The sequence below is a fragment of the Micromonospora sp. NPDC000207 genome (assembly GCF_040300925.1).
GTDB lineage: Bacteria > Actinomycetota > Actinomycetes > Mycobacteriales > Micromonosporaceae > Micromonospora.
Map to the genome: position 1 here is coordinate 14,145 of NZ_JBEPEQ010000063.1, position 21,003 is coordinate 35,147.

Consider the following 21,003-nt stretch of genomic DNA (forward strand, 5'->3'; position numbering starts at 1 on the left):
TCGCCGGTCGAACCGGCGTCGAGGTCCTGCGTAGTGACAGGGAACGACGGTGACCACCCACGCCCTTCCGGCATGCCACCTGACGGGAAGTGACGGACTGACCGCCCAACCCCATCGGCCGCAGAGGAGATGACATGTCCGACAGATTCGACCCCGACTGGGAGCCTTCGGAACCCGGGTCACCCACCGGGTATCGACTCCCGCCCGGCTGGCAGCCCACGCCGCTCGGATCACCGACGCTCGCCTCGCAGCCGAATCCCTTCGATCGCCACGACGAACTCACCTCAGGTGGACCGTCCGAGCCCGTCCACCGGACCGCCGAGCAGGAAAGCACTGCGGACTTCAACAGACTGGCCGGCGAACTTCGGGACCTGAAAACCCAACTCACCGCCGAAAATTGGAACAACATTGCGGACGTCCTCGACGAGACACGGTCGCAGCTGACGGCGGATCCGAACAGTCTGGAAAACATTCAATCGACCACTCTGACCCTGGCAAAGAAGGCCAGACGCCCCCTGATCGAGAGCGACGCCAGGAACACAGCAGCATATCGGTCGGCCAAGGAACTCGAAAAAAGATACGCCCACGCCGCCGTGCCGAGTTCGACCGCACCCACATGGTCCATTCCCCGGCGACCGGTCCTGCAGCAGGGGCAACTAAGCAGCACTACCAGCAGCACCGCCGCTCTACAGTCACCGCCCCCGGCGAGACAGCCCTCGCCGCCCCCGCTACCCGACGCCACGCGCACACTCGCCTACGAATCGCTTGTCGACGTCTGGAACATGGCCCACGAACAGGTTTCCCCCCACTCGAACCAGGCCCTCAACGAGGTGCAGGAACTGCTCGAAAAAGGGGGTAAATGGTCCCAGAGACCGACATTCAACGACATCGACCAGAATCGCCGTGTCGCTGCCGGCGTGATCGCAGTCCTGGAGAGGCAGGACTCCGACGTTCCGAACTTCCGGCAGTCGAATCTCTACAAGGCAGCAGAATCGGCCACCCAGACGTTCGAATCGATCAGGTCCGAGTTCCAGAATCCGCAGCCGTCCCCGAACAGGTCGACCCACAACCAACAGACGGCCCCAACGAACTGGGATCCCCAAGGTCAGCCTCTCCGCCGATCGACGCTACCGGCCGACCTTCACGAGGAGGCCGTGCGGGCACCGGCCAGGTCGACCACCTTTCCCTCGATGGCCGACCTCGGAAACGCCCTCCCGCACCGCCAACCGAATCGCGAAAGCGAACGCGACGAGGAGATCAGAACGAAGTGGTCGGAGCTGACCTCGGCCTTCTACGGCGAGCGCCCGAACATGAGCACCTACTTGAGCGACAGGCTCTACTGGAACCTCGCTCAGGCCAACAACCTTGGACCTTCCCAGCGCGGCGAGATGGCCACCGCCATCGAGCAGGACCTGCGCAACAGCCAGCTCAGTGGCGGTGAACTTCACCGGCAGGCTCAGGCCCTGAACAGCTTCCACCACCCCGAGCAGGTCACGACACAGCCCCAGGCAACGCAACCCTGGCAGCAGGTGCCGACGAGTTGGCACGGACGACAGGGCTCGGGGCAGGTGACACAGCACCAGCAGTATCCGCCGCAGACGGGTCGACCGAACCAGACCCAGTACCAGCCCTATCGCCCCCCGACGGGTGGATGGCACCAGCCCCAGGGACAGCCCGGAGCGGGGCACCAACGGTGACCGGGGTCGTCACCATGGCGTAGCCGGTCAGAGGACCCGGGTGATCTGTTCGGCGGTGACGATCTCGTCGCGGCGGGCCGGGTCGAGGTCGGCGCAGAGCACCACCGAGGCCCCGGCGAACAGCGGCGCGAGCAGCCACCGCAGCGGCTGCTCGTGCTCGGCCGCGTCGACAAGGGGTTCGGGGCCGGTGCCGACCACGTACCGGTGCACACCGTCGGGGAGGTCCTCCAGCCAGTCGTCCAGCCGCTGCGGGGTGACGAACACCCCGTCGTACGGCCGGTCGGCCCCCGGCTCCAGCACCGGCAGCCCGGCGGTGGCGCGCGGCCGGAACGACACCGCCATCCCCACCGACCAGGCCCCGAGCAAAATCATCGCGGTACGCCAGTGCGGCGGAAGAAGCACCGCGACCCGACTGCCCGGCGACAGTAGACACTCGTCGCGCAACAACCCCGCCGTCAGTGCCGCGCCCCGCCCCAACTCGACGGCGCTCAGCTCCACCCGCTCCCCGCTGAGCCCGTCAAGGTAGGTCAACAGCGGCCGGTCGACCCTGCCGTGGAGGCCGGTACGGCCACAGGAAGCGCAACGTCCATCCGGCACATCCCTTCCCGCAGCCCCCGGCCGCACATTCACCGACAGCACTTCATCCTACGTGCGCACCCACCCATCCCTTGGACGCCGCCCCCGGAACTCGACCTGCCGCATCCCGCTTTTCCAACAGCACCCACCAAGTAGCGCCAGCACCGCTATCGAGCTGCCCCGCCTGTGAGACCGGGCCGCCATACGTGGCAACGACCTGCGCAAACAACCCCCACCAGACACCGACAGCAAGCCCTTTCGAGCTGCCCCGCCGATAGGACCGCCCACGAATACCGCGAGGGGAGGTCTTCCGCAGCCCAGCGAAGGACGGCTGAGTCAAGGGCTGCCACGCGAAGGGTTGCCACGCGAAGGGCGACCACCCCGCGAAGGACAGCCCGGGGAAGTGCGACCCCGCGAAAGACGACCCCGCGAAAGGCAGCCCGAGGGACAGCCCGGGGAAGGGGCGACTCGGCGAAGAGCCACCGGGGTAGGCGTGACTCGACGAAGTGCAGCCCGGGAGGGCGGCGAAGGGAGGCGAGGCGGCCCGCGTCGAAGAGCAACCTTCCCGGGCAGCTCTGTTCACCTTGAGGTAGGGAAATGTCCGCTTCGGAAATCTAGCCTTCCCTCGCAGCGGACCAGTGAGGCCAGGAGACCAACGAGGCCAACGGACCAGGGCCGGTGAGGCCGGCGGGCCGAACGCACCGACGCAGCAGCGCGTGAGCGGAGAAGGAGACGCAGAGTGCAGCGGCAGACGTACGTACCGTCCGGGCAGCCCGCCTCGGCGCGACCTTTCGAGGCCGAGGGCAATGGTCATCGACGTGCCGAGCCGGGGAAGCGGCGCACCCTGATGCCGGGGAGCTGGGTGGAGCCCGAGCCTGAGCCGAGTTCGGGACTGGAGCCGAAGTCGGAGCCGAGGTGGGGGGTGGAGTCGGAGGTCGGGGCGGAGGTCGGGGCGGAGACCCGGCTGGACACCCAGCGGTGGGTCGAGGAGGGCGGTGTGGCCGGGCCACGCCGGAACCCGTACCTCGATGGGGACCTGGCGAAGGCTACCGGAGCGACGGTGGCGCTGGCCGTGCCCGCCGTGGGCATCGCTGACGTCGCCGGGCAGGGCGCGCAGCTCGCGACCGCCGGCGTAGGAGTCTCCATGGCGACGGCGGTCGGTGACGCCGCGAGCGAGGTCGTCCGCTACCTCCAGAATGGCAGGCTCAATCTTCCCAAGCTGATCGGCGGCGTCATGACCGCCGGTGGCCTACTGGTCAACGTGGGCGGGATGGCCAGCCGGGTGGACCTGGCCCGGTACGTCGGAATGGGTGTGCAGAGCGTCGGGCTGGGGTTCAAGAGCCTCGGCGAGGGCTACCGGTGGGAGGACGGCGGGGTCGGGCTCCTTCCGAACGGCGACATCGCGAAGATGGCGGGTGCGGCCCTCAATTTTCCCGCCCCGATTTTGCAGGCGTTGGCGCTCGACATCCAGCGTGACCTGGAGCAGCGGAGTCGGGCGGCCGGGGGGACCGGCGTCGTACCGCCGAATCCCCGGGCGGTGGCGGCGGCCCTGCTCGCCGGAGGCACGGCGGCCGGAGAGTTCGCCAGCGAGGTGGTACGCGGCTTCCGGGACGGCAGGGTGAACGTGCCGAAGCTGGCCGGCGGCCTTTTCAGCTTCACCGGTGCCGCCACCATCGCGTACAGCGTCGCCGCGACCAGCCCGGCCGCCCGGTACGTGGGGCTCGGTCTCCAGGAGATCGGCCTGGCGGCCAAGAGCGTGGGCGAGGCCCGCAAGTGGGAGGACACCCGGTTCCAGCCCCTGCCGTCGTCCCGTCGGCCGTCGAACGGCACCCCGCAGCGCCGCGCCTCGACGCGTCCTACCGCCACGCCCGCCGCCCCGGCGCCGACGGCCGCACCGCCGCCACCCGCCGCCCCGACGCCGCCTGCTGCCCCAGCGCCGGGCGTCTCCGTGGCCTACGCCGCTCAGTTGACGAGCAGTTCCCGGGTACGGGCGTCGAGCGCCTCGCCGACCCGTTCGATGCCGAACCGGATCGTCACTCCGTACTCGTCGTCCGGGAGGGCGTCGACCAGGGCCCGCGCCCGGTCGTTGTGACAGCGGGCCGCTTCGAGGTGTCCGAGGCGGCGGTGGGCGTCGGCGAGGTTCAGGTCACCGGCGTACCCGGTAGTAGAGGTGGGTGACCCGGTCGCCCTCCACCACCGTCGGGTTGTCCAGCTCCACCGGCCCGACGCCGAGGCGTCCGAAGAACGGCACCCCGTCGCCGAGCAGGACCGGCACCAGGTTGACCCGGATCTCGTCGAGCAGTCCGGCCTCCAGGCACTGTCGGGTGATGGTCCCCCCGTTCACCCCGACCCAGCGTCCCCCGGCCAGTTCCCGGGCCTGGTCGATGGCGCTGGCGATCCCGTCGGTGACGAAGGTGAACGGCGCGTCGTCCCGGGGCCAGCCGTACGGCACCTGGTGGGTCACCACCACGACCGGCTTGTCCAGCGGGTGCTGCCCGTCCCAGCCGGCGGTCAACTCGAACAGCCGGCGGCCCACCACCAGCGCCCCGGTCTCCCCCATCGTCCGCCGCCGCAGGTGGTCGGCGCTCGCGGGTGACGTCCAGAACGGCAGGTCCGGCTTGGCGGTGGGGGTGTGGACGTCACCGTTGCCGTACCACTGGAACAGCTGGTCGAAGCCGCCCTGGTCGGGATCGGCGATGTAGCCGTCCAACGACATGCTCGCCTCGGCGTAGACCCCACTCCACATCGCGCTTCTCCTCGTCGCCCGCGAGAGTCACCCTGCCGGAACCCTCCCTTGATCGTTCTACCCTGTCCGACCCGTGACCCGCGTGTCGAGCCGGAGCGGCAACACTGTGTTGAACCGTCCTCCCACCTCGTCCGTTGTGGAGTCGATCGACCCCTGAGGCACCCGAGAGACCGGCAGTCAGCACCCGCCGGGTCTCACGGCGCGGCCACCGACTGGACGGAGCAGCCACATGCCTTCCCCGGAACGCAACGGCGAAGCGTCACTGACCACCTACCTCACCAACGAGAACCGAGAGCAGTTCGAGCTACTCCCACCGGAGGCGCAGCAGCGCCTCGTCCATCAGACGAGAGCAGCCGTCAAGCAGATGGATCTTCTGACCACCGCCATTCTCAAGCAGAAGGCGGTGAAGAAGATGGCCGAGGAAGCGAAGGACGCTGGAACCACCTACCTGTACTCGGGGCTGGACCGCTACCAGCAGCCCCAGCAGAACGAGAACCATATCCGCTTCCCCGACCCGGAAACGGGTAGGACGGCGAGTTTCCTGCTGGAGGGACACCAACTCCTCAATCGTGATCGAAAGGAGTTCGAGGTGATCCAGACAGCCAAGGTAAAGGGCGTCTACGCCAGCGAGACGGAGCTCGTGGCAAACCAGAAGGAGTACGACCAACTCCACGAGGCCACGAACACCCGCGTCAGCAGCGAGGTCGCCAAGACGACTTCGCATCCTCAGAGCTGGCCGGACATGACCACGCCGAACGAAATCGATCCTGCCCTGACCACCGCTGCGGCACAGGCACAGGTACCGCAGCGGAACGGCTACTTCTCCGCGTCGGACCCCGCAGAAGCGGCGCCACGAAAACTCACCAGCGCAGACTTCGCCGAGATGAACCGGCCACGGATCGTGCGACCTTCGCAGTACGGGGGTGGCGGTCGTACCCGCTGACCCGGTGGTCGTGTCCTCAGGCCCGGTGGTCGTGTCCTCAGCGCCGGGCCTCCCGGCGGGCCTCCACGAGGGTGCGGGTCGAGTGTGCGACGAAGGAGCCGTACTGCCGGATGTGGTCGTGGAGACGCCGGAGGGTCTCCCGGTACCGCTCGACGGTGAAGTCGGGGACCCACCAGACGCACTTGCGCAGGAGGTAGACGGCCGCGCCGACGTCGTACAGCTCCATCCGGCAGCGGACGCTCTGTAGGTCTACCACCCGCAGTCCGGCCGCCTCCGCCGAGGCGGACTCCCGGACGGGATCCCGGTCGAGGCGGTGCTCCGGCTGCGGACCGACGAAGAACTCGATCAGCTCGAACGCCGACGCCGGGCCGACGTGCTGAGCCAGGTAGGTGCCCCCGTCGATCAGGACCCGGGCGATCTCCGCCCAGTCCGGGTCGACGGGGTGCCGACTGGTGACCAGGTCGAACCCGGCGTCGGGAAAGGGCAGGGCCGCCCCCGGCCGCACCGCTACCACCTCGACGCCGCGAGGCTCCAGCAGCCGTCGGGCGTGCTCGACGTTGGGCGGCCAGGACTCGGTGACCGCCATCCTCGGCGGCAACTCCGGCATCTCGGCGACGATCTCACCGCCGCCGGTGTCGAGGTCCAGGGCAGCGGCGGCCCGGGGCAGGCGTACGGCGACCAGGCGGGAGTAGCCCCACGGTGGGCGTTCCTCGGTCGCCCGACCGGCCAGCCACCCGAAGTCCCACCCGGAGACGTCGACGGCGGCGGCCTCCTCGATCAGCTCGTCGAAGGTACGCACGACACCAGTGTGACCGGCGTCGGCGGACCACACCCACGGGTTTTCGAGGACCCGGTCGCCGCCGGGCTGAACCGGCAGGGGGCGACCCCCGTAGGACAGGCGACCCGGCCACCAGCCCACAGGATGGACCGCCATGAATCACGATGACGGCATGAACGCCCTGCGTCAGCAGGTCACCGACGACTTCAACTACCTCGACCGACTGGAATTCTCGACCCTGCTCAGGGAGGCCGAGACGAGCCAGTCGAACGCGCTGGCGGAGCTGGATTCCGTCGGTCGGGTGCCCGGTCGGACGCAACGGCACCTTCGACAGGCTCTCGCCGAGCAGCGGCACGCCGGTGAACAGTTACGCCTGGCGGCGACATTCACTGCCGAACGCAGCGTGGGCGACGATCCGGAGGCGGCGTGGTGGAGGGACCGCGCGGGCGAGGTCGAGAAGGCACTCAACCAGCAGAGGGAGGCGACGGTGATGTTCCGGGTCGGAACGGAGCTGCCGTGGAACCCGAACCGAGACACGTACGACCTCGACTCGACCCGGTCGACCCTCGACGAGGCACGGCAACGGGTGCTGGCGGCCGGGGCCACCTCACCCGGTTTCGCGGCGGGCGGTCGTCGGGTATCCACCCCGTCGCCCCAACCGGCAGGTGACGATGCCCCGTCGGCGGGGCAGTCCGTCGGGGAGCACAGCCCGCACCGCCGACAGGGGGCGGCCCGCCACTCGGAGACCCCGACGGATCGGGGCCGTCAGGCCGGTCCCAGGCGGTAGTGCAGGTGCAGGACCCGGGCCGCGTACAACCGAAGATGATGGTCGGTACGGAGGATCCCGCGCGGGTCGGCGTACACGTGGAACCGCTCGTGCAGGGGCAGTCGGGCGGCGTACGCCCGGTCTCCGTGCCGGACCAGGACGTAGGCCCCCGGGTCCCCGAAGGCCTTCGACGCCGAGGTCAACAGCAGTGAACCGTCGGGTTCGACGTGGGGGCGGAGGAAGACCTGGACGCTTCCCGACTCCAACGGGAAGGCGACGTGGACGCTGGGCTGGTCCGACCCGGGCAGGAGTCGCGCCGAGTAGCACCCGCTGTAGACGTATTCTCCGGTGGCGGTGAGGGTCCGCAGCCAACCGGCGGCGTGTTGACGCCCCTCGGCGTCGAGCAGGTGGACCACCCGGGAGTCCATCCCGTGTGCCACGTCCATCGGCCGGGTGGGCAGTGCCAACTGTTGGACCCGGCGACCGAACAGCCGACTGATCAGCTCGCCGCCAGGCTGGAACACCGGTGACCACTGGGTCCACACGTCCATCCGCCACCGGGCGGTGTGCTCGTAGAAGTCGCGTACCCGCTCGTCCAGGTCTGCGGCCCGGAACCCCGGCCCGTCCAGCACCGACATCGACGCCAGGAGCCCACCGTCGGTGACGTCGGCGTCGACGCTCCCGCCGACCCGTTCGGCTTCGGCCGCCAGCCACGACTCCCCGACCGGCCCCGGCCCGCACGCGGGCGCGTCCAACCACCGGTGTTCCCCGGCCAGGTCGACCCGCCGCCCGACCGCCCGCCACCAGGCCCGCGACCCCAGGTCCAGGGTCCGCCCGAACCGCCCGTCACCCACCTCGACGCCTCTCCCGGCCCGACCCGTTCCCCGCGCCGAACCCCACCGAGGGTACGACCCCACCCACCCCAAGGGGTACGACCCCCACCACGTCAGCACTCAGCCCCAGTGATGCCGAGAAACCACTCGAACCCAATGCGATCTTGGACCCGGATGACCGGGTGACCCGATGCAGCCCTACCGCTCGGCGACGAAGACTCCCCGCCCAGGCCGCCCCACCAGCACACCCTGCTTGCGCAGAGTCGCTATGGCTCGCTGGATGGTGGAGTGGGAAACGCCGTATTCGTCGGCCATCGCGCGCCCGGAGGGTAGCTGGGAGCCCGGCGGAAGCTTCCCCTCGGCAATCTTTCGCTGCACGTCGTCGAGCAGTTCGTCCATGGTCGGCGGAATCGGCACGTCGGCCCCTTGCAGTCGGTTGGCTCGCCCAGTATCGATCCCTTGCGTGAAGCAGGCAATGCACGTTGCCCAAAAGGTGAAGGTGATGATGGCGGGGTAGGCGAGGCACTTGACGTAGGTGAGGAATGGCCGTACCGTTGCTTTCAGTGACGGGGTGCCTGCGGTCGGTTGGCGCTTTCCGTGGTGGTGGCCCTGTCGCGTCGGCACTACTCCCCCCGGTCCGGGGCGGCCGGACCAACCCTCCGGTCCGGCCGCCCCGGGCTCCGTGAGATTCCCTGCCGCCGTACTGCCGGATGAGGCTGCGTCGGCAGGTCCACCCCCACCCACACGTCGAGAGGCGGTACGAATGCGCTCCCCGATGCGCCGATTCCTGCCCGAGCCGAGCCCTACCGAGCGACGCGAGACGGGTGGCCGCCACCGGGCCGCCGCGCCCCGATGGTGACCGGTGAGGCGGAGGGCCGGTGGGTAATCCACCTGCCGATCGCCGCACCCGACCTGATGCGTGCCCGAATCTTCGCCAGAACGGCCGCCCGGGTATTGGCGCAGGTCAGTCGAGTGATGGATGTCGGCGAGGTCACAGTGTCCCGGGAGGACGCCCAGGGCGTACACCATCGGGTTTTCTGTGACCGACCATTGACCGGAGGCGGCCGGTGCGCCCTGCCGACGGATCACACCATGCCCTGCACCCGCCGCGTCCGCAACCAGCGTGCGTTCCGCCACACCCCCTGAACCCACTCCCGCAGAAATTCGGTCGAACCGAAGGCGCTCGCCTTCCGTAGTGTGACCGGCCCTCGTTCCGGGCCGAGTCCCGCCCGACCCCCGCAGGAGATCACGACATGCCTCGGCAGCACGACCTGACGCTGGAAGAAGTCACCGGCAACGTTGCCCCGGAGACCAAGACGCACTACGTCGACACCATGGGAGATGCTGCGAATTCACTGGTCGAGAATCATGATGTCCAGCGCCTCGTATATGCGCTCCGCCAGGCTTCGGATTCGCTCAACTGGCGACTGGCTGTCAAGAAATCGGCGCTCGACTACCAGGGTTTTCACGATCCGGAGTTCGACGGATCCCTGCACTTCACGCAGCCCGCATTCGCCGACAGGAAGGGCAGGATGTTGGCCGATCCGTACGCCAACAGCGGTCACATCGTCGCCCCGCACGAGCAGACGTCCTCCGACGAGCGCGGCAGGCAGCAGACGACTGTCCAGGTGGGTCACTACCTGACCGACGCCGGACTGGCAAACATGCGCGACCGGGAAAAGTCGCTGAAGGACGCAGGCATCGGCAAGAACAAGGAGGAGCGGGAGGAGTTCGACAAAGCCAAGGCGTGGAGACTGGGCACCTCCGACAAAGACATCAGAAAAGCCGCCGACGATGTGCGGAAGATCCAGACCGGTCTCGACACTCTGGTCAAGGAGGTAAGCAACAGTCACTTCAAGGCGCTGCGACAGGAGGAAGAGAGAACGAACGCGGCTTCGATGCGCGACCCTTCCTTCCAAGCGCAGCACGGCAGGGGCGACAACGGGCAGGGTTCGTCGCGGCGGCACCACCACCGGTCAGATCAACACCGGCAGAGCGGACGCTCCCACAGACAGTGAGCAGAGCGGTGGTGGCGGCCTCCACGAAGGGCTTGTTCGAGTGTGGAACCGGTCAGGGTGTCCGGTTGGACGATCGAGTGGGCCCGCTACTCGAATCCTGCCCGGCAGGCCGGGTGGCGGATCCGACACCATGTCGAGGCAGCTGACCGGGCCGGGCTGCGGCGGCATTCGCGACGGCGGCATTCGCGACGGCGGTGTTCTGCGCCTGGGGCGGACCGGCGACGGCGGCGCTGTTCACCTGCGACTGGTCGGCGACCGTATCTCTGCCGGTCCGGGACAGGTCAGCGGCGGCCTGGTTCAGGGATTGCGAGAGTTTGACAAGGCGGTCTTGAAATTGCGAGTTCGCCTCGATCACCATCTGACCGGTGGCAGCCAGTACCTTACGGCGTGATGCGCCGAAGGCGAGCTCTTCGAGATTTGCCGGCTCCTGTTTCGCACGCGCGCGTGCCTCGGCTCGCTGGCGCATGGCCTCCTCACCGGATTCCTCCAGGTAGCGCCTGGGCTCCTGGGGAGGCTGGTTCGTCGTCCCCGAGTCCGGCCGACCCGGAGCAGGGGGGAGAATGACGTGCCCAGGGTTTTCGTACGCGGGAAGGATTTCGCGCCCCCGGGAATCGCGTACGGCCGGTTCGGTGTAGAACGGCTTCTCACCTGCGTCCGAGTTCAGATACCTCAACTTCGTCGTCGCACCGTCATTCATGATCGATTTTAGGGCGTCGCGCCGCCTCCTGGCGATTTCGGCTTGGACCATCTGACCCCTCACCTCGACGTTCTCCAGCAGCGCGGGTGACATTTCGTCGGGGACATCAGGAAACTTGTCAGCATGTTCAGAATAGATTTCTTTGAGCTTCGCCGTGGTAAACAGATTCTCTGGCATCGGAGTGTCTTCCCGTCGGTCTGGCAGGGGCCGGCCGATCACCGGTTCGACTCTTGACGGACGGACACGTCCGACGGTTCAACGGCGGTTCGGCTCGTCTCACCTCCCGGGTGAACCGGACGTGACGGGTGGCCGTAGAAGGGCGGGCAGGCCGGTTCCGTGCCCGCCCTTCCACAGCCGGTGACCCCCGACCTCCCCTGGAGCCCGCACCCATGACAGTCAACCTCGAAAGAGTGAGAGAGATCTGCGACTCCGAGGTCGTCGACCTCTACATCGATCGCCTACTGTCCGAGCAGGGCCGGGATCAGCTTTCCCAGAACGGTCACATCGAAGCCAGTGTCGGCGATGCGGAGACCGCGCTCAACTACGCCACAGTCCTCTCGGGACGCGGCTCGGCCGACGCGCCGGGGGCCGAGGACACGTACCAACAGCACCGGATGCGACTCGGTGGGCAGGTGGTCGCAGCCAGCATCGACATCCTCCGCAGGAGCGAGGAGTCCTTCTACACGACCGAGCACGTACTCGCGTACTGCTCGGAGGGGGCCGCCGACTACGTGCTGAACGCGCCGTACGACGATCAGCTGGAGATGACCAGGGACACCAGGGTGAGGGACCTCCTGGGGCGGGCGGCCATGAACTTCGAGAGCCATCTGGCCTTGGCCGGGCGCAACGGCGACTACCTGTCACTGCCCTTGGAGATCCCTCAGTTGCGGGACCTGGCCCCGGGACTCTCGCGGGCAGCGTGTGCGGCGATCCCGGCCGCCGGGTACGGCGGCAGCCAGGCAGCGGAGCCGAGCACCTCCCAGGTGGCATCCATGACCAGCAACAGTCGACTCGAAAGAATCGGCAACGCCCTCAGGAGGGTCACCGGGAGGGCGACCGGGTCGTCGGCCCAGCACCCCGACATCGACGCTCAGGGAACCCTGACGACCGGAGCCACCCCGGGTCAGGAGAATCTGCCGGGCCTGAGGAATCTTGCGTCTCCCGAAGTGACCGAGCGGTACATCAACGCCCTCGATCTCCAGGGGCAGATCCAGCTCGTCAACGATCCCCGGGTGAGCGACAGCATGTTCACCGTCGGTGCCAGACACCTCGAACTACACGAACAGACCAAGATTCGAACAGCCGCACTGGATCACCACCCCGGCTCCCTCTCGCCCTACCGGCAGCCTGCCGCCGCAGACAGGCACGACAGACCCATCCTTCCCGCTTACGAGAACAGGGGTCACATCACCTTCACCGAGGTTCGCCCGTCACGCGACACCGGCCAGCCGGAGACAGTCACCCTGCGGTACCTCACCAGCGAGGGCGAACGATCGATGCGGGAGCGGGAGGAAGCCCGCCGACGAGTGGGCTTCGGGAACACCACACTGGAGCGGGACGCCTTTGTTCAGAGCCTCAGGCAAGGGCGGGCCACCTCCGCGACACACATCGACAGGGCCAGACAGGAAGCTGACGCAGCCACCCGGGGCCTCGACTCGGCGGTGATCGCTGTCACCAGGGACATCTGGGCCAGGGCAGACCAGAACCGGCAGTTCGTGGCGAACAGCCGCCTCCAGAAGAGGGGCCACGGCCCGGGTCCGGGCGGCGCAGGCAGTTCCTTCGCGTACCAGGGTCCCGGTCGGACGCAGGGCTCCTCGATGGGTCGTTGACGACGTCGGGGCTACTCGGGAAGGGCAGGTCGGACGCCACCGTCCGACATCAGGTCGCCGTACGTCTCGACCCGGTCGAGGACCTCTGTCGGGCCGTACGGTGTGGTGGCCGGACGCTCGCCGGCTGCGCCGGCCTCGACCTCCTCCCAGGTCAGCGGGGCGGAGACGGTCGGAGTCGGGGCGGCCCGCAGGGAGTACGGCGCGACGGTGGTCTTCGCCGCACTGTTCTGACTCCAGTCGATGAAGACCTTTCCGGGGCGGAGGTTCTTCGCCATCTTCGACACGACCAGCCTCGGATGCCGCTGCTCCAACTCCTGGGCGATCCGCTTCGCGTACCCGGAGACCACCTCGGCGGACTGGGTCCCCGCCACCGGACAGGAAAGCTGCATGCCCTTCTTCCCGGAGGTCTTCGGGTGGGCCTCGACGCCGTCGACGGCGAGCCGGTCACGCAGCAGCAACGCCACCTGGCAGCACTGGCGCAGGGCCGCCGGGGCACCCGGGTCCAGGTCCACCACCATCAGGTCGGGGTGGGTGCCGATCCGCCACTGCGGGGTGTGCAGCTCCAGGGCGGCCAGGTTCGCCAACCACACCAGTGTGGGCAGGTCGTCGGCGACCACGTAGTCGATGGTCTCCCGCCCCTTGCTGGAGCCGGGGACGGGGAGGGTGGCCACGCGTACCCAGTCGGGGGTGGCGGCGGGCTTGTTCTTCTCGAAGAACGAACCCCCGTCGACGCCGTCGGGGTACCGGATCCGGGTGAGTGCCCGGTCGGCCAGGTGCGGCAGGAGGACCGGGGCGATCCGGGTGTAGTAGTCGATGACCTCGCCCTTGGTGAACCCGGCCGCCGGATAGAGGACCTTGTCGAGGTTGGACAGCTCCACGGCGCGTCCCTGCACGTCGACCCGGAGCCGCTCACCCGCCACCTCGACCCACCTCCACGTCAGTCCACATCAGCTACCTCCCCGGCCGGTTTGTCGGGGCGCAGCCGCAGGACCCGGGGGAACCGGAGACGCCCGTCCGGGGTCCGCTGGCCGTACTTGACCTCGACGACGACCGTCGGGTCCACCCAGGTCGCGCCCCGGGCGTCCGCCCTGGGGACGTCCCCGGCGAACGGCGAGTCAGTGGTCCGCAGCGGTTCCAGCTCGTGCAGGAGCTGACGCTCCAGGGCGGCCCCGATCCCCCCGCCGACCCGACCCCGGTAGGTGAGCCGACCGTCCGGGCGGGGCACCCCGACCAGGAGCCCGCCGATCCGCCGCGCCCCGGGCCGCCACCCGCCGACCACGAAGTCACCTGTGACGTCCAGCTTGACCTTCACCCAGTCGGGCGAGCGGACCCCCGGCCGGTAGGTGGAGGCCGACCGTTTGGCCATCACCCCCTCCAGGCCGTGCTCCCCCGCCACCTGCCAGGTGGTCTCCCCGTCGTCGTAGGCGGGCGGGACCGCCCACCGGGGGCCGCCGACCCCGAGCGACTCCAGGACCGCCCGCCGCTCGACGTAGGGGCGTCCGGTCAGGTCCGCGCCACCCAACCGGAGCAGATCGAAGATCAGGTACGTGACCGGGGCGGACGCCGCGAGCCGGGCCGCCCGGGTCCGGTCCCGGACGTGCATCCGCTCGGCGAGGGCGACGAACGAGGGTGCCCCCGACTCGGCGAAGAGGACCACCTCCCCGTCGAGGAGTGCGTCGTCGACCGGATCGGGAAGCCCGGCCAGGTGGTCGGCCAGCCCCGCCAACTCCGGGTACGCCACGGTGATCTCCGTACCGGTCCGGGCGTACAGGTGCTGCCGCCCGGTGCCGACGTCGGCCAGGGCGCGGATCCCGTCCCACTTGAACTCGTACGTCCACCCGACGCCCGACGGCAGGGGGCCGGTCGTGGCGAGCATCGGCTTCAGCGGCGCCCCGGGCACCTGTCGAACTGTAGTTACCCGGCGAAGTCGACGTGCCGCCTTCGTTCATTTGCCATCCTGAGCAGTACGGGGGAAGAGGTAAGGAGCGGCATGCGGACCATCTGGAAGGGCGCGGTCTCGTTCGGGCTGGTCTCGATCGCCGTGAAGCTCTACGCCGCCACCGAGGAGAAGGACATCCGGTTCCACCAGGTGCACCGGGCCGACGGGGGGCGGATCCGCTACAAGCGGACCTGCCAGGTCTGCGGCAAGGAGGTCACCTACGACGACATCGCCAAGGGGTACGACATCGGCGGCGGGGAGATGGTCGTCCTCACCGACTCGGACTTCGCCGACCTGCCGTTGAGCACATCCCACGCGATCGACGTCCTGGAGTTCGTCCCGGCCGAACAGGTCGACCCGATCCTCTACAACAAGGCGTACTTCCTGGAGCCGGAGGGGGCCGCGACGAAGCCGTACGTGCTGCTGCGGGACGCGTTGACAGACGCCGAACGGGTGGCCATCGTCAAGGTGGCGATCCGCCAACGGGAGCAGTTGGCCACCCTCCGGGTCCGTGAGGGCGTACTGCTGCTCAACACGATGCTCTGGCCGGACGAGATCCGTACCCCCGACTTCGCCTTCCTCGGCGAGGACCTGAAGGTCCGCCCCCCGGAGTTGGCGATGGCCAGTTCCCTGATCGACTCGATGGCCGGGGAGTTCCAGCCGGAGGTCTTCACAGACGACTACCGGGCCGCGTTGCAGGAGGTCATCGACGCCAAGGTGGAGGGTCGGGAGGTCGTCCAGCCGGAGGCCCCCGAGGAGGCCCCGCCCGCCGCGGTGGACCTGATGGCCGCCCTGAAAGCCTCCGTCGACAGGGCGCGGGCCGCCCGGGGCGAGTCCGGCGGCGGCGCGGGCGGACGGTCCGGCGGCGGCGCGGGCGAGCCGACCCCGATCACGTCGGCCCGGTCGGCCAAGAAGGCCACGAAGTCGCAGGGTACGGCCAAGAAGGCCCCGGCCGCCGGAACGGGTACGGCGAAGAAGAACTCAGCGAAGGCTCCGGTGAAGAAGGCCGACGCGCAGAAGCGGAACCCGGCGAAGAAGGCCCAGACCGGCAAGACCGCCGCAAAGAAGGCCACGAACACCCCGCCGAAGAAGGCGGCCCCGCGTAAATCGGCCTGACCTGGCCCGACGAAGTTCCCGCTGTGCTGAACCCGACGCCCTCGACCGCGTAGAACCAGGTGTCCCGCCCGTCGGTGGTCGCGGGGGCTCCGCCGACGACGGCAGTCGCCCCCGGTACCCCCGTTCGGTGGGGCTGACCGGCAGTCGACTATGCGTACGGGAGCAGGACCATGACCAACGAGGACGAACGCGCCACCAGACTCTCCGGCTATCTGCAGGACGGCGGCGATACGAGGGCCAGGACGTTCCTTCTCAGAAGGTCGGACGTCGACAAGATCATCGCGGACCCGACGGTCGGCCGGCTGCTCGACACCATGATCCGGTTCGACCGGGCCACCGACCTCGCCGCCACCGCAGAGACCCACCGGGCCAGGGTGGGTGAGGAGAAGTCGAGCTACACCGAGACGCTCAGCGAGCCGGGGAGCGCCGGGCCGCCACACACCTACTGGAATCCGACTCACATCCGCGTCCCCGGGGAGAACTCCGACATCAGCTATGTGACGGCAGAGTCGATCCACTTCTTCACCAACAAGGAACAGCAGTTCATCGACGCGGCCAAGAAAGCCGGGACGCACACGACCGCCGCCGAGGTGAAAGACGCGCAGGCCAGACGGGAGCAGGTCCGGCTGGCCCTCCGGATGGCGGCGAAACCGCTCGTCGACAGGTACTTCCCGGCCGCCCAGGCAGCCCTGAGCCAGAGGATGACCGCCGAGGCGGCTCGGGGCGTACTTCCCGGAACGACTGCCGGTCCGGGCCAGTCGGCGACCCGACCGGCGCAGGGACCGTCGACCGCTTCCCCCAACAACCAACACCAAGGCCGTTGACCTGCAAGGAAGGGCCCCTTGTTAACGCATAGCGCTAACAAGGGGCCCTTCTCACAGCTCAGCCGCGACCCAGCTTGTGGGTCGGGGTGATCCGGACGATCACCCGCTCCTCGCCCGCCTGCCGGAACGGGTACGTCTCCTGACCGAGGTACTTCTGCGTCATCCGGTCGATGTGCTCGTCGGCACCCTCCTCGACGAACTCGGCGGTCCCCTTGACCCACAGGGTCCGGTAGTCGTCGGCCTTGTCGACGACGCTGACGGCGACCACCGGGTTGCGCTGGATGTTCGTGTACTTCTGCCGGCCCTTGGCGGTGTTGAAGATGATGTGCTCCCCGTCCGTGTCCACCCAGACGGGGGTCACGTGCGGGCTTCCGTCGGGCTCGATGGTGGCGACGTGGGCGAGCTGCGGCTCGGCCAGGAGCGCCCGGTCCTTGTCGGTGAGGATCGTCATGTCCGGAACCTACCCCGACATCCCCTACCAAACATGCCCACGAATCACCCCATCTCTCCCACCGATCGCGATCGATAGTCGGAGGTACGGCGACCCACCAGGTACCGTGTCCGCGACGGCGTCCGTGGCCGGACGCACCCACTTCTCAGCAGGGAGTCCAGGACGTGAGCGAGCGCGGCGCGCAGGAGAGCAAGGCTCGGCGGCGACTGGCCGAACAGTTGGCGGCCCAGAAGGCAGCCGAGGCCAAGCGCCGCCGACAGGCATGGCTGGGCGCCGGTGCCGGGCTCGCCGTGGTGGCGATCCTCGTCGGCGTCTTCGTGGCGGTCGGCCAGGGCGGTGGCGACGACTCCGCCGACCAGGCCGCCGGCACCCCCTCGGCCACCGCCGACCCGGCCAACCCGGCGGACCCCGCCAACCCCGCCGCTCCGCCCGCCCCGCAGCTGCCGGAGGGCGCCGACCCGGCCCTCGGCACCAAGCCGACAGTCACCGGGGGCGAGGGTGAACTGACCGAACTGAAGGTCACCCCGCTCATCGAGGGGACCGGCCCGGAGGTCAAGTCCGGCCAGAACATCACCACCAACTACGTCGGGGTCTTCTACAAGGACGGCAAGGAGTTCGACTCGTCCTGGGAGCGTGGCGAGCCCGCCACCTTCGGCATCGGCGTCGGCCAGGTCATCCCCGGCTGGGACCAGGGTCTCGTCGGGGTGAAGGTGGGCAGCCGGGTGCAGCTCGACCTCCCCGCCGAACTGGCGTACGGCGACGACGCCTCCAGTGGCCGTCCGGCCGGTCCGCTGCGGTTCGTGGTGGACGTCCTCGCCGCCCAGTAGTTCCGAGACCCCGCCAGTGGAGGTGGACGTGGTGACACCGGACGATCCGGGACGGACAGCCCGAGCGATGTGGACGTACGTCGAACCGGTCCACGCTGTCACCTACTTCCACTCCCGGTCCCGGGCCGCGTACGAGGCGGTCGGGTTGCGGGGCTACTGGCGGGGTTACTTCGCCGGGCGGGCCGCCCCGCTCGGCCCCGTCGAGGCCGCCCCGGTGGTGGCCGCCTTCTTCACCTTCGCCCCGCACATGGTGGCCCGCGCCCTGCCCTCGGTCTGGGAACTGGCCACCCCGGAGGAGGCCCTGCGGGCCCGGTTGACCGGTGCGGTGCAGGCGCTGGCCGAGTCGACGTACGAACTGCCCGAAGCCCACCTCGCCGAGGCCGCCGACCTGATCGCGACGGCGGCCGGGGCTGTCGACGCGGCCGGACGGGTCCTGGGTGCGGCGAACGCCGCCCTCCCACCGGCCGAGTACCCGCTGGCCCGGCTCTGGCAGGCGGCCACCACCCTGCGCGAGCACCGGGGGGACGGGCACGTCGCCGCCCTCGTCGCCGCCGGTCTGGACCCGGTCGAGACGCTGGCCTGGCGGGTCGCCGTGGACATGCCCGCCAAGAACCTGCTCGGCCGGGGCTTCACCGAGGCGCAGTGGCACGACGCCCGGGGGCGGCTGGTCGAGCGGGGCTGGCTGACCGCCGATGGCACCCCCACCGACCGGGGGCGGGCCGCGTTCCAGGAGGTCGAGGACGCCACCGACTCCGCCGCCGCCAGGCCGTGGCAGACCCTGGGTCCGGCCGGTACGGATCGACTGCGGGAACTCCTCGAACCGATCGCCCGCCGGTGCCGCACTGTCATCCCGCCGGACAACCCCATCGGCCTCCCACCCCCCACCCCCTAACCCCTACCTCGAAAGGAAGGGCCCCTTATTAACAGGTCGGAGTGATAGGGGAACCCCTCTCTACCATAGGCGTTAACAAGGGGCCCTTCCTTGCATCTCAGGGGGTCGGGGAGGATGGGGGCGTGGTGGATGCGGTGATCTTTGACCTCGACGGCGTGATCGTGGACTCCGAGCCGGTCTGGGAGGAGGTCCGTCGGGCGTACGTGGCGACGCACGGCGGGACCTGGCAGCCGGACACCCAGCGGCGGCTGATGGGGATGAGCACCGGCGAGTGGGCCGAGTACCTCAGCGGCGAGTTGGGCGTACGCCGGACCGCCGAGCAGGTCGCCACGGAGGTGGTCGACGAGATGGCCCGGCGGTACGAGACCCGCGTACCGGTGATCGACGGGGCGGACGGGGTGGTGCGGGGGATCGCCGCCCGGTGGCCGTTGGGGCTGGCCAGTTCCTCCCCGACCCGCCTGATCACGGCGGCGTTGGCGGCGACGGACCTGACCGGGTGTTTCCGCACCACGCTGTCGACTGAGCAGACGGAGCGGGGTAAGCCCGCCCCGGACGTCTACCTGGCGGTCGCCCGGCGGCTGGGGGTCGATCCGGCCCGGTGTGCCGCGATCGAGGACTCCTCCAACGGGGTGCGTTCGGCTGCTGCGGCCGGGATGCGGGTGGTGGCGGTGCCGCACGGGGCGTACCCGCTGGACCCGGATGCGGAGGCCCTCGCGGCGGTGGTCCTGTCGTCGGTCGGTGACCTGACCCCGGCGGTCCTCGACCGCCTCGGCTGACCCCCTGCGGAGTCGGCCGAACCGGCCGCACGGGACCCCCTGGCGGCCTACGGTCGAGACATGAAGGCTGTGGTGTACCAGGGGCCGCACGACGTCACGGTCTCCGAGGTCGACGATCCGCGTATCCAGGATCCGAACGACGTCATCGTCAAGATCACGACGACCGCGATCTGCGGTTCCGACCTGCACATGTACGAGGGCCGGACCGACGCCGAGGCCGGCATCGTCTTCGGCCACGAGAACATGGGCACGATCGTGGAGACCGGCCCCGGGGTGGTCAGTCTCCGTACCGGTGACCGGGTCTCGATGCCCTTCAACGTGGCCTGCGGGTTCTGCCGCAACTGCCGGGCGGGCAAGACCGGGTTCTGTCTGACGGTGAACCCCGGATTCGCCGGGGGCGCGTACGGCTACGTGTCGATGGGGCCGTACCGGGGTGGGCAGGCCGAGTTCCTGCGGGTGCCGTTCGCCGACTTCAACTGTCTGAAGCTGCCCCCGGGAACCGAGTTCGAGAACGACTTCGCGATGCTCGCCGACATCTTCCCCACCGGGTACCACGGGGTGGCGATGAGCGAGCTGCGCCCGGGCGAGAACATCACTGTGATGGGCGGCGGGCCGGTGGGGTTGATGGCCGCGTACTCGGCGATGCTGATGGGGGCGGCCGAGGTGTTCGTGGTGGACAAGGTGCCGGACCGGCTGCGGTTGGCCGAGTCGATCGGGGCCGTTCCCATCGACTTCTCCTCCGGGGACGCGGTGCAGCAGATCCTCGACCGCACCGACGGGGTGGGCACCGACCGGGGGGTCGACGCTGTCGGCTACCAGGCGCACGGGTCGGGCGGCGAGGAGCAGCCGGCGGCGGTGTTGAACAGCCTCATCGACGTGGTACGCCCGACCGGGATGCTCGGGGTGATCGGGCTCTACCTGGCCCACGACCCCGGTGCGCCGGACGAGCACTCGGGCCGGGGTGAGCTGCTGGTGAAGATGGGCAAGTTCTTCGAGAAGGGCCTGCGGATGGGGTCCGGCCAGGCGAACGTCAAGGCGTACAACGAGTTCCTGCGCAACCTCATCGTGGCGGGTCGGGCGAAGCCGGGCTTCGTGGTCAGCAAGGAGCTGCCGCTGGACTCCGCCCCGGAGGCGTACGAGCGCTTCGACCGACGCGAGGCAGGCTACTCGAAGGTCGTCCTGCGGCCCGCCGCCTGACCCTCACCCCGACTCCGCCCCGGCCCACCCCGACCCAGCTCGGCCCATCGGCTCGGTCCGGCCCGGCCCATCGGCTCGGTCCGGCCCGGCCCATCGGC

Annotated in this window: 22 protein-coding genes; 13 read left to right on the plus strand and 9 right to left on the minus strand. The window is 69.3% G+C overall.

Annotated features, from left to right (window positions below):
* Nucleotides 1–134 precede the first annotated feature (134 nt).
* On the plus strand, nt 135–1,697 hold the full coding sequence (locus tag ABT336_RS16870) for a hypothetical protein (RefSeq protein WP_350897535.1): 1,563 nt from the start codon (nt 135–137) through the stop codon (nt 1,695–1,697).
* A gap of 27 nt (nt 1,698–1,724) precedes the next feature.
* Here the strand turns inward: ABT336_RS16870 and ABT336_RS16875 are convergent, their stop codons facing one another.
* Nucleotides 1,725–2,228, minus strand: a complete 504-nt coding sequence (locus tag ABT336_RS16875; protein ID WP_350897536.1) for a TIGR03089 family protein — start codon at nt 2,226–2,228, stop codon at nt 1,725–1,727.
* 784 nt (nt 2,229–3,012) lie between these two features.
* On the opposite strand from ABT336_RS16875, the gene ABT336_RS16880 reads away from it, so the two are divergent.
* Complete coding sequence (locus tag ABT336_RS16880; protein ID WP_350897537.1) at nt 3,013–4,365, plus strand: hypothetical protein; 1,353 nt, start codon at nt 3,013–3,015, stop codon at nt 4,363–4,365.
* Nucleotides 4,366–4,419: 54 nt separating this feature from the next.
* On the opposite strand, the gene ABT336_RS16885 is transcribed toward ABT336_RS16880, so the two are convergent.
* A complete protein-coding gene (locus tag ABT336_RS16885) occupies nt 4,420–5,019 on the minus strand; it encodes a dihydrofolate reductase family protein (RefSeq protein ID WP_350897538.1) in 600 nt (199 codons plus the stop codon).
* 229 nt (nt 5,020–5,248) lie between these two features.
* Between ABT336_RS16885 and ABT336_RS16890 the strand changes: the two genes are divergently transcribed.
* Nucleotides 5,249–5,962 carry a hypothetical protein gene (locus ABT336_RS16890; RefSeq protein WP_350897539.1) on the plus strand — a complete coding sequence of 238 codons (714 nt, stop codon included), beginning with the start codon at nt 5,249–5,251 and terminating at the stop codon, nt 5,960–5,962.
* 37 nt (nt 5,963–5,999) lie between these two features.
* On the opposite strand, the gene ABT336_RS16895 is transcribed toward ABT336_RS16890, so the two are convergent.
* Entirely contained in the window at nt 6,000–6,761 is a 762-nt protein-coding gene (locus ABT336_RS16895) for a class I SAM-dependent methyltransferase (protein WP_350897540.1), read from the minus strand.
* A gap of 133 nt (nt 6,762–6,894) precedes the next feature.
* Here ABT336_RS16895 and ABT336_RS16900 point away from each other — a divergent pair, with 133 nt between their 5' ends.
* Nucleotides 6,895–7,527: a hypothetical protein gene (locus ABT336_RS16900; RefSeq protein WP_350897541.1), complete on the plus strand. Its 633-nt coding sequence runs from the start codon at nt 6,895–6,897 to the stop codon at nt 7,525–7,527.
* Here the strand turns inward: ABT336_RS16900 and ABT336_RS16905 are convergent.
* Nucleotides 7,506–8,360, minus strand: a complete 855-nt coding sequence (locus tag ABT336_RS16905; protein WP_350897542.1) for a hypothetical protein — start codon at nt 8,358–8,360, stop codon at nt 7,506–7,508. The two genes, ABT336_RS16900 and ABT336_RS16905, sit on opposite strands and share 22 nt — an antisense overlap.
* A gap of 177 nt (nt 8,361–8,537) precedes the next feature.
* A complete protein-coding gene (locus tag ABT336_RS16910; RefSeq protein ID WP_350897555.1) occupies nt 8,538–8,738 on the minus strand; it encodes a winged helix-turn-helix domain-containing protein in 201 nt (66 codons plus the stop codon).
* Between the two features lie 453 nt (nt 8,739–9,191).
* Between ABT336_RS16910 and ABT336_RS16915 the strand changes: the two genes are divergently transcribed.
* Both ABT336_RS16915 and ABT336_RS16920 read left to right on the plus strand, forming a co-directional pair.
* On the plus strand, nt 9,192–9,485 hold the full coding sequence (locus tag ABT336_RS16915) for a hypothetical protein (protein ID WP_350897543.1): 294 nt from the start codon (nt 9,192–9,194) through the stop codon (nt 9,483–9,485).
* Nucleotides 9,486–9,592: 107 nt separating this feature from the next.
* Nucleotides 9,593–10,357, plus strand: a complete 765-nt coding sequence (locus ABT336_RS16920; protein ID WP_350897544.1) for a hypothetical protein — start codon at nt 9,593–9,595, stop codon at nt 10,355–10,357.
* A 52-nt stretch (nt 10,358–10,409) separates the two neighbouring features.
* Here the strand turns inward: ABT336_RS16920 and ABT336_RS16925 are convergent, their stop codons facing one another.
* Entirely contained in the window at nt 10,410–11,231 is an 822-nt protein-coding gene (locus ABT336_RS16925) for a hypothetical protein (protein ID WP_350897545.1), read from the minus strand.
* A gap of 212 nt (nt 11,232–11,443) precedes the next feature.
* Between ABT336_RS16925 and ABT336_RS16930 the strand changes: the two genes are divergently transcribed.
* Nucleotides 11,444–12,883: a hypothetical protein gene (locus ABT336_RS16930; protein WP_350897546.1), complete on the plus strand. Its 1,440-nt coding sequence runs from the start codon at nt 11,444–11,446 to the stop codon at nt 12,881–12,883.
* An 11-nt stretch (nt 12,884–12,894) separates the two neighbouring features.
* On the opposite strand, the gene ligD (ABT336_RS16935) is transcribed toward ABT336_RS16930, so the two are convergent.
* Nucleotides 12,895–13,803: a non-homologous end-joining DNA ligase gene (gene ligD, locus ABT336_RS16935; protein WP_350897547.1), complete on the minus strand. Its 909-nt coding sequence runs from the start codon at nt 13,801–13,803 to the stop codon at nt 12,895–12,897.
* A gap of 17 nt (nt 13,804–13,820) precedes the next feature.
* A complete protein-coding gene (gene ligD, locus ABT336_RS16940; RefSeq protein ID WP_350897548.1) occupies nt 13,821–14,783 on the minus strand; it encodes a non-homologous end-joining DNA ligase in 963 nt (320 codons plus the stop codon).
* Between the two features lie 90 nt (nt 14,784–14,873).
* Between ligD (ABT336_RS16940) and ku the strand changes: the two genes are divergently transcribed.
* Complete coding sequence (gene ku / locus ABT336_RS16945; protein ID WP_350897549.1) at nt 14,874–15,938, plus strand: non-homologous end joining protein Ku; 1,065 nt, start codon at nt 14,874–14,876, stop codon at nt 15,936–15,938.
* Nucleotides 15,939–16,108: 170 nt separating this feature from the next.
* Complete coding sequence (locus ABT336_RS16950; RefSeq protein ID WP_350897550.1) at nt 16,109–16,762, plus strand: hypothetical protein; 654 nt, start codon at nt 16,109–16,111, stop codon at nt 16,760–16,762.
* A 58-nt stretch (nt 16,763–16,820) separates the two neighbouring features.
* Here the strand turns inward: ABT336_RS16950 and ABT336_RS16955 are convergent, their stop codons facing one another.
* Nucleotides 16,821–17,213, minus strand: coding sequence for a PPOX class F420-dependent oxidoreductase (locus ABT336_RS16955; RefSeq protein ID WP_350897551.1), 393 nt, complete (start codon nt 17,211–17,213; stop codon nt 16,821–16,823).
* A gap of 164 nt (nt 17,214–17,377) precedes the next feature.
* Here ABT336_RS16955 and ABT336_RS16960 point away from each other — a divergent pair, with 164 nt between their 5' ends.
* From ABT336_RS16960 to ABT336_RS16975, 4 genes are all read left to right on the plus strand, one after another.
* A complete protein-coding gene (locus tag ABT336_RS16960) occupies nt 17,378–18,040 on the plus strand; it encodes an FKBP-type peptidyl-prolyl cis-trans isomerase (protein ID WP_350897552.1) in 663 nt (220 codons plus the stop codon).
* Nucleotides 18,041–18,107: 67 nt separating this feature from the next.
* A complete protein-coding gene (locus ABT336_RS16965) occupies nt 18,108–18,932 on the plus strand; it encodes an SCO6745 family protein (RefSeq protein WP_350897556.1) in 825 nt (274 codons plus the stop codon).
* 122 nt (nt 18,933–19,054) lie between these two features.
* The gene (locus ABT336_RS16970) at nt 19,055–19,708 is read left to right on the plus strand and encodes an HAD family hydrolase (protein WP_350897553.1); all 654 of its coding nucleotides are present in this window, start codon (nt 19,055–19,057) and stop codon (nt 19,706–19,708) included.
* Nucleotides 19,709–19,768: 60 nt separating this feature from the next.
* Nucleotides 19,769–20,905: a glutathione-independent formaldehyde dehydrogenase gene (locus ABT336_RS16975; RefSeq protein ID WP_350897554.1), complete on the plus strand. Its 1,137-nt coding sequence runs from the start codon at nt 19,769–19,771 to the stop codon at nt 20,903–20,905.
* The last annotated feature ends 98 nt before the right edge of the window (nt 20,906–21,003 follow it).

Coding starts and splice junctions, on each gene's coding strand:
- ABT336_RS16870 (WP_350897535.1), top strand. CDS start 135: ATGTCCGACAGATTCGACCCCGACTGGGAGCCTTCGGAACCCGGGTCA.
- ABT336_RS16885 (WP_350897538.1), bottom strand. CDS start 5,019: ATGTGGAGTGGGGTCTACGCCGAGGCGAGCATGTCGTTGGACGGCTAC.
- ABT336_RS16890 (WP_350897539.1), top strand. CDS start 5,249: ATGCCTTCCCCGGAACGCAACGGCGAAGCGTCACTGACCACCTACCTC.
- ABT336_RS16900 (WP_350897541.1), top strand. CDS start 6,895: ATGAATCACGATGACGGCATGAACGCCCTGCGTCAGCAGGTCACCGAC.
- ABT336_RS16910 (WP_350897555.1), bottom strand. CDS start 8,738: ATGGACGAACTGCTCGACGACGTGCAGCGAAAGATTGCCGAGGGGAAG.
- ABT336_RS16915 (WP_350897543.1), top strand. CDS start 9,192: ATGGTGACCGGTGAGGCGGAGGGCCGGTGGGTAATCCACCTGCCGATC.
- ABT336_RS16920 (WP_350897544.1), top strand. CDS start 9,593: ATGCCTCGGCAGCACGACCTGACGCTGGAAGAAGTCACCGGCAACGTT.
- ABT336_RS16925 (WP_350897545.1), bottom strand. CDS start 11,231: ATGCCAGAGAATCTGTTTACCACGGCGAAGCTCAAAGAAATCTATTCT.
- ABT336_RS16930 (WP_350897546.1), top strand. CDS start 11,444: ATGACAGTCAACCTCGAAAGAGTGAGAGAGATCTGCGACTCCGAGGTC.
- ku (WP_350897549.1), top strand. CDS start 14,874: ATGCGGACCATCTGGAAGGGCGCGGTCTCGTTCGGGCTGGTCTCGATC.
- ABT336_RS16950 (WP_350897550.1), top strand. CDS start 16,109: ATGACCAACGAGGACGAACGCGCCACCAGACTCTCCGGCTATCTGCAG.
- ABT336_RS16955 (WP_350897551.1), bottom strand. CDS start 17,213: ATGACGATCCTCACCGACAAGGACCGGGCGCTCCTGGCCGAGCCGCAG.
- ABT336_RS16965 (WP_350897556.1), top strand. CDS start 18,108: ATGTGGACGTACGTCGAACCGGTCCACGCTGTCACCTACTTCCACTCC.
- ABT336_RS16975 (WP_350897554.1), top strand. CDS start 19,769: ATGAAGGCTGTGGTGTACCAGGGGCCGCACGACGTCACGGTCTCCGAG.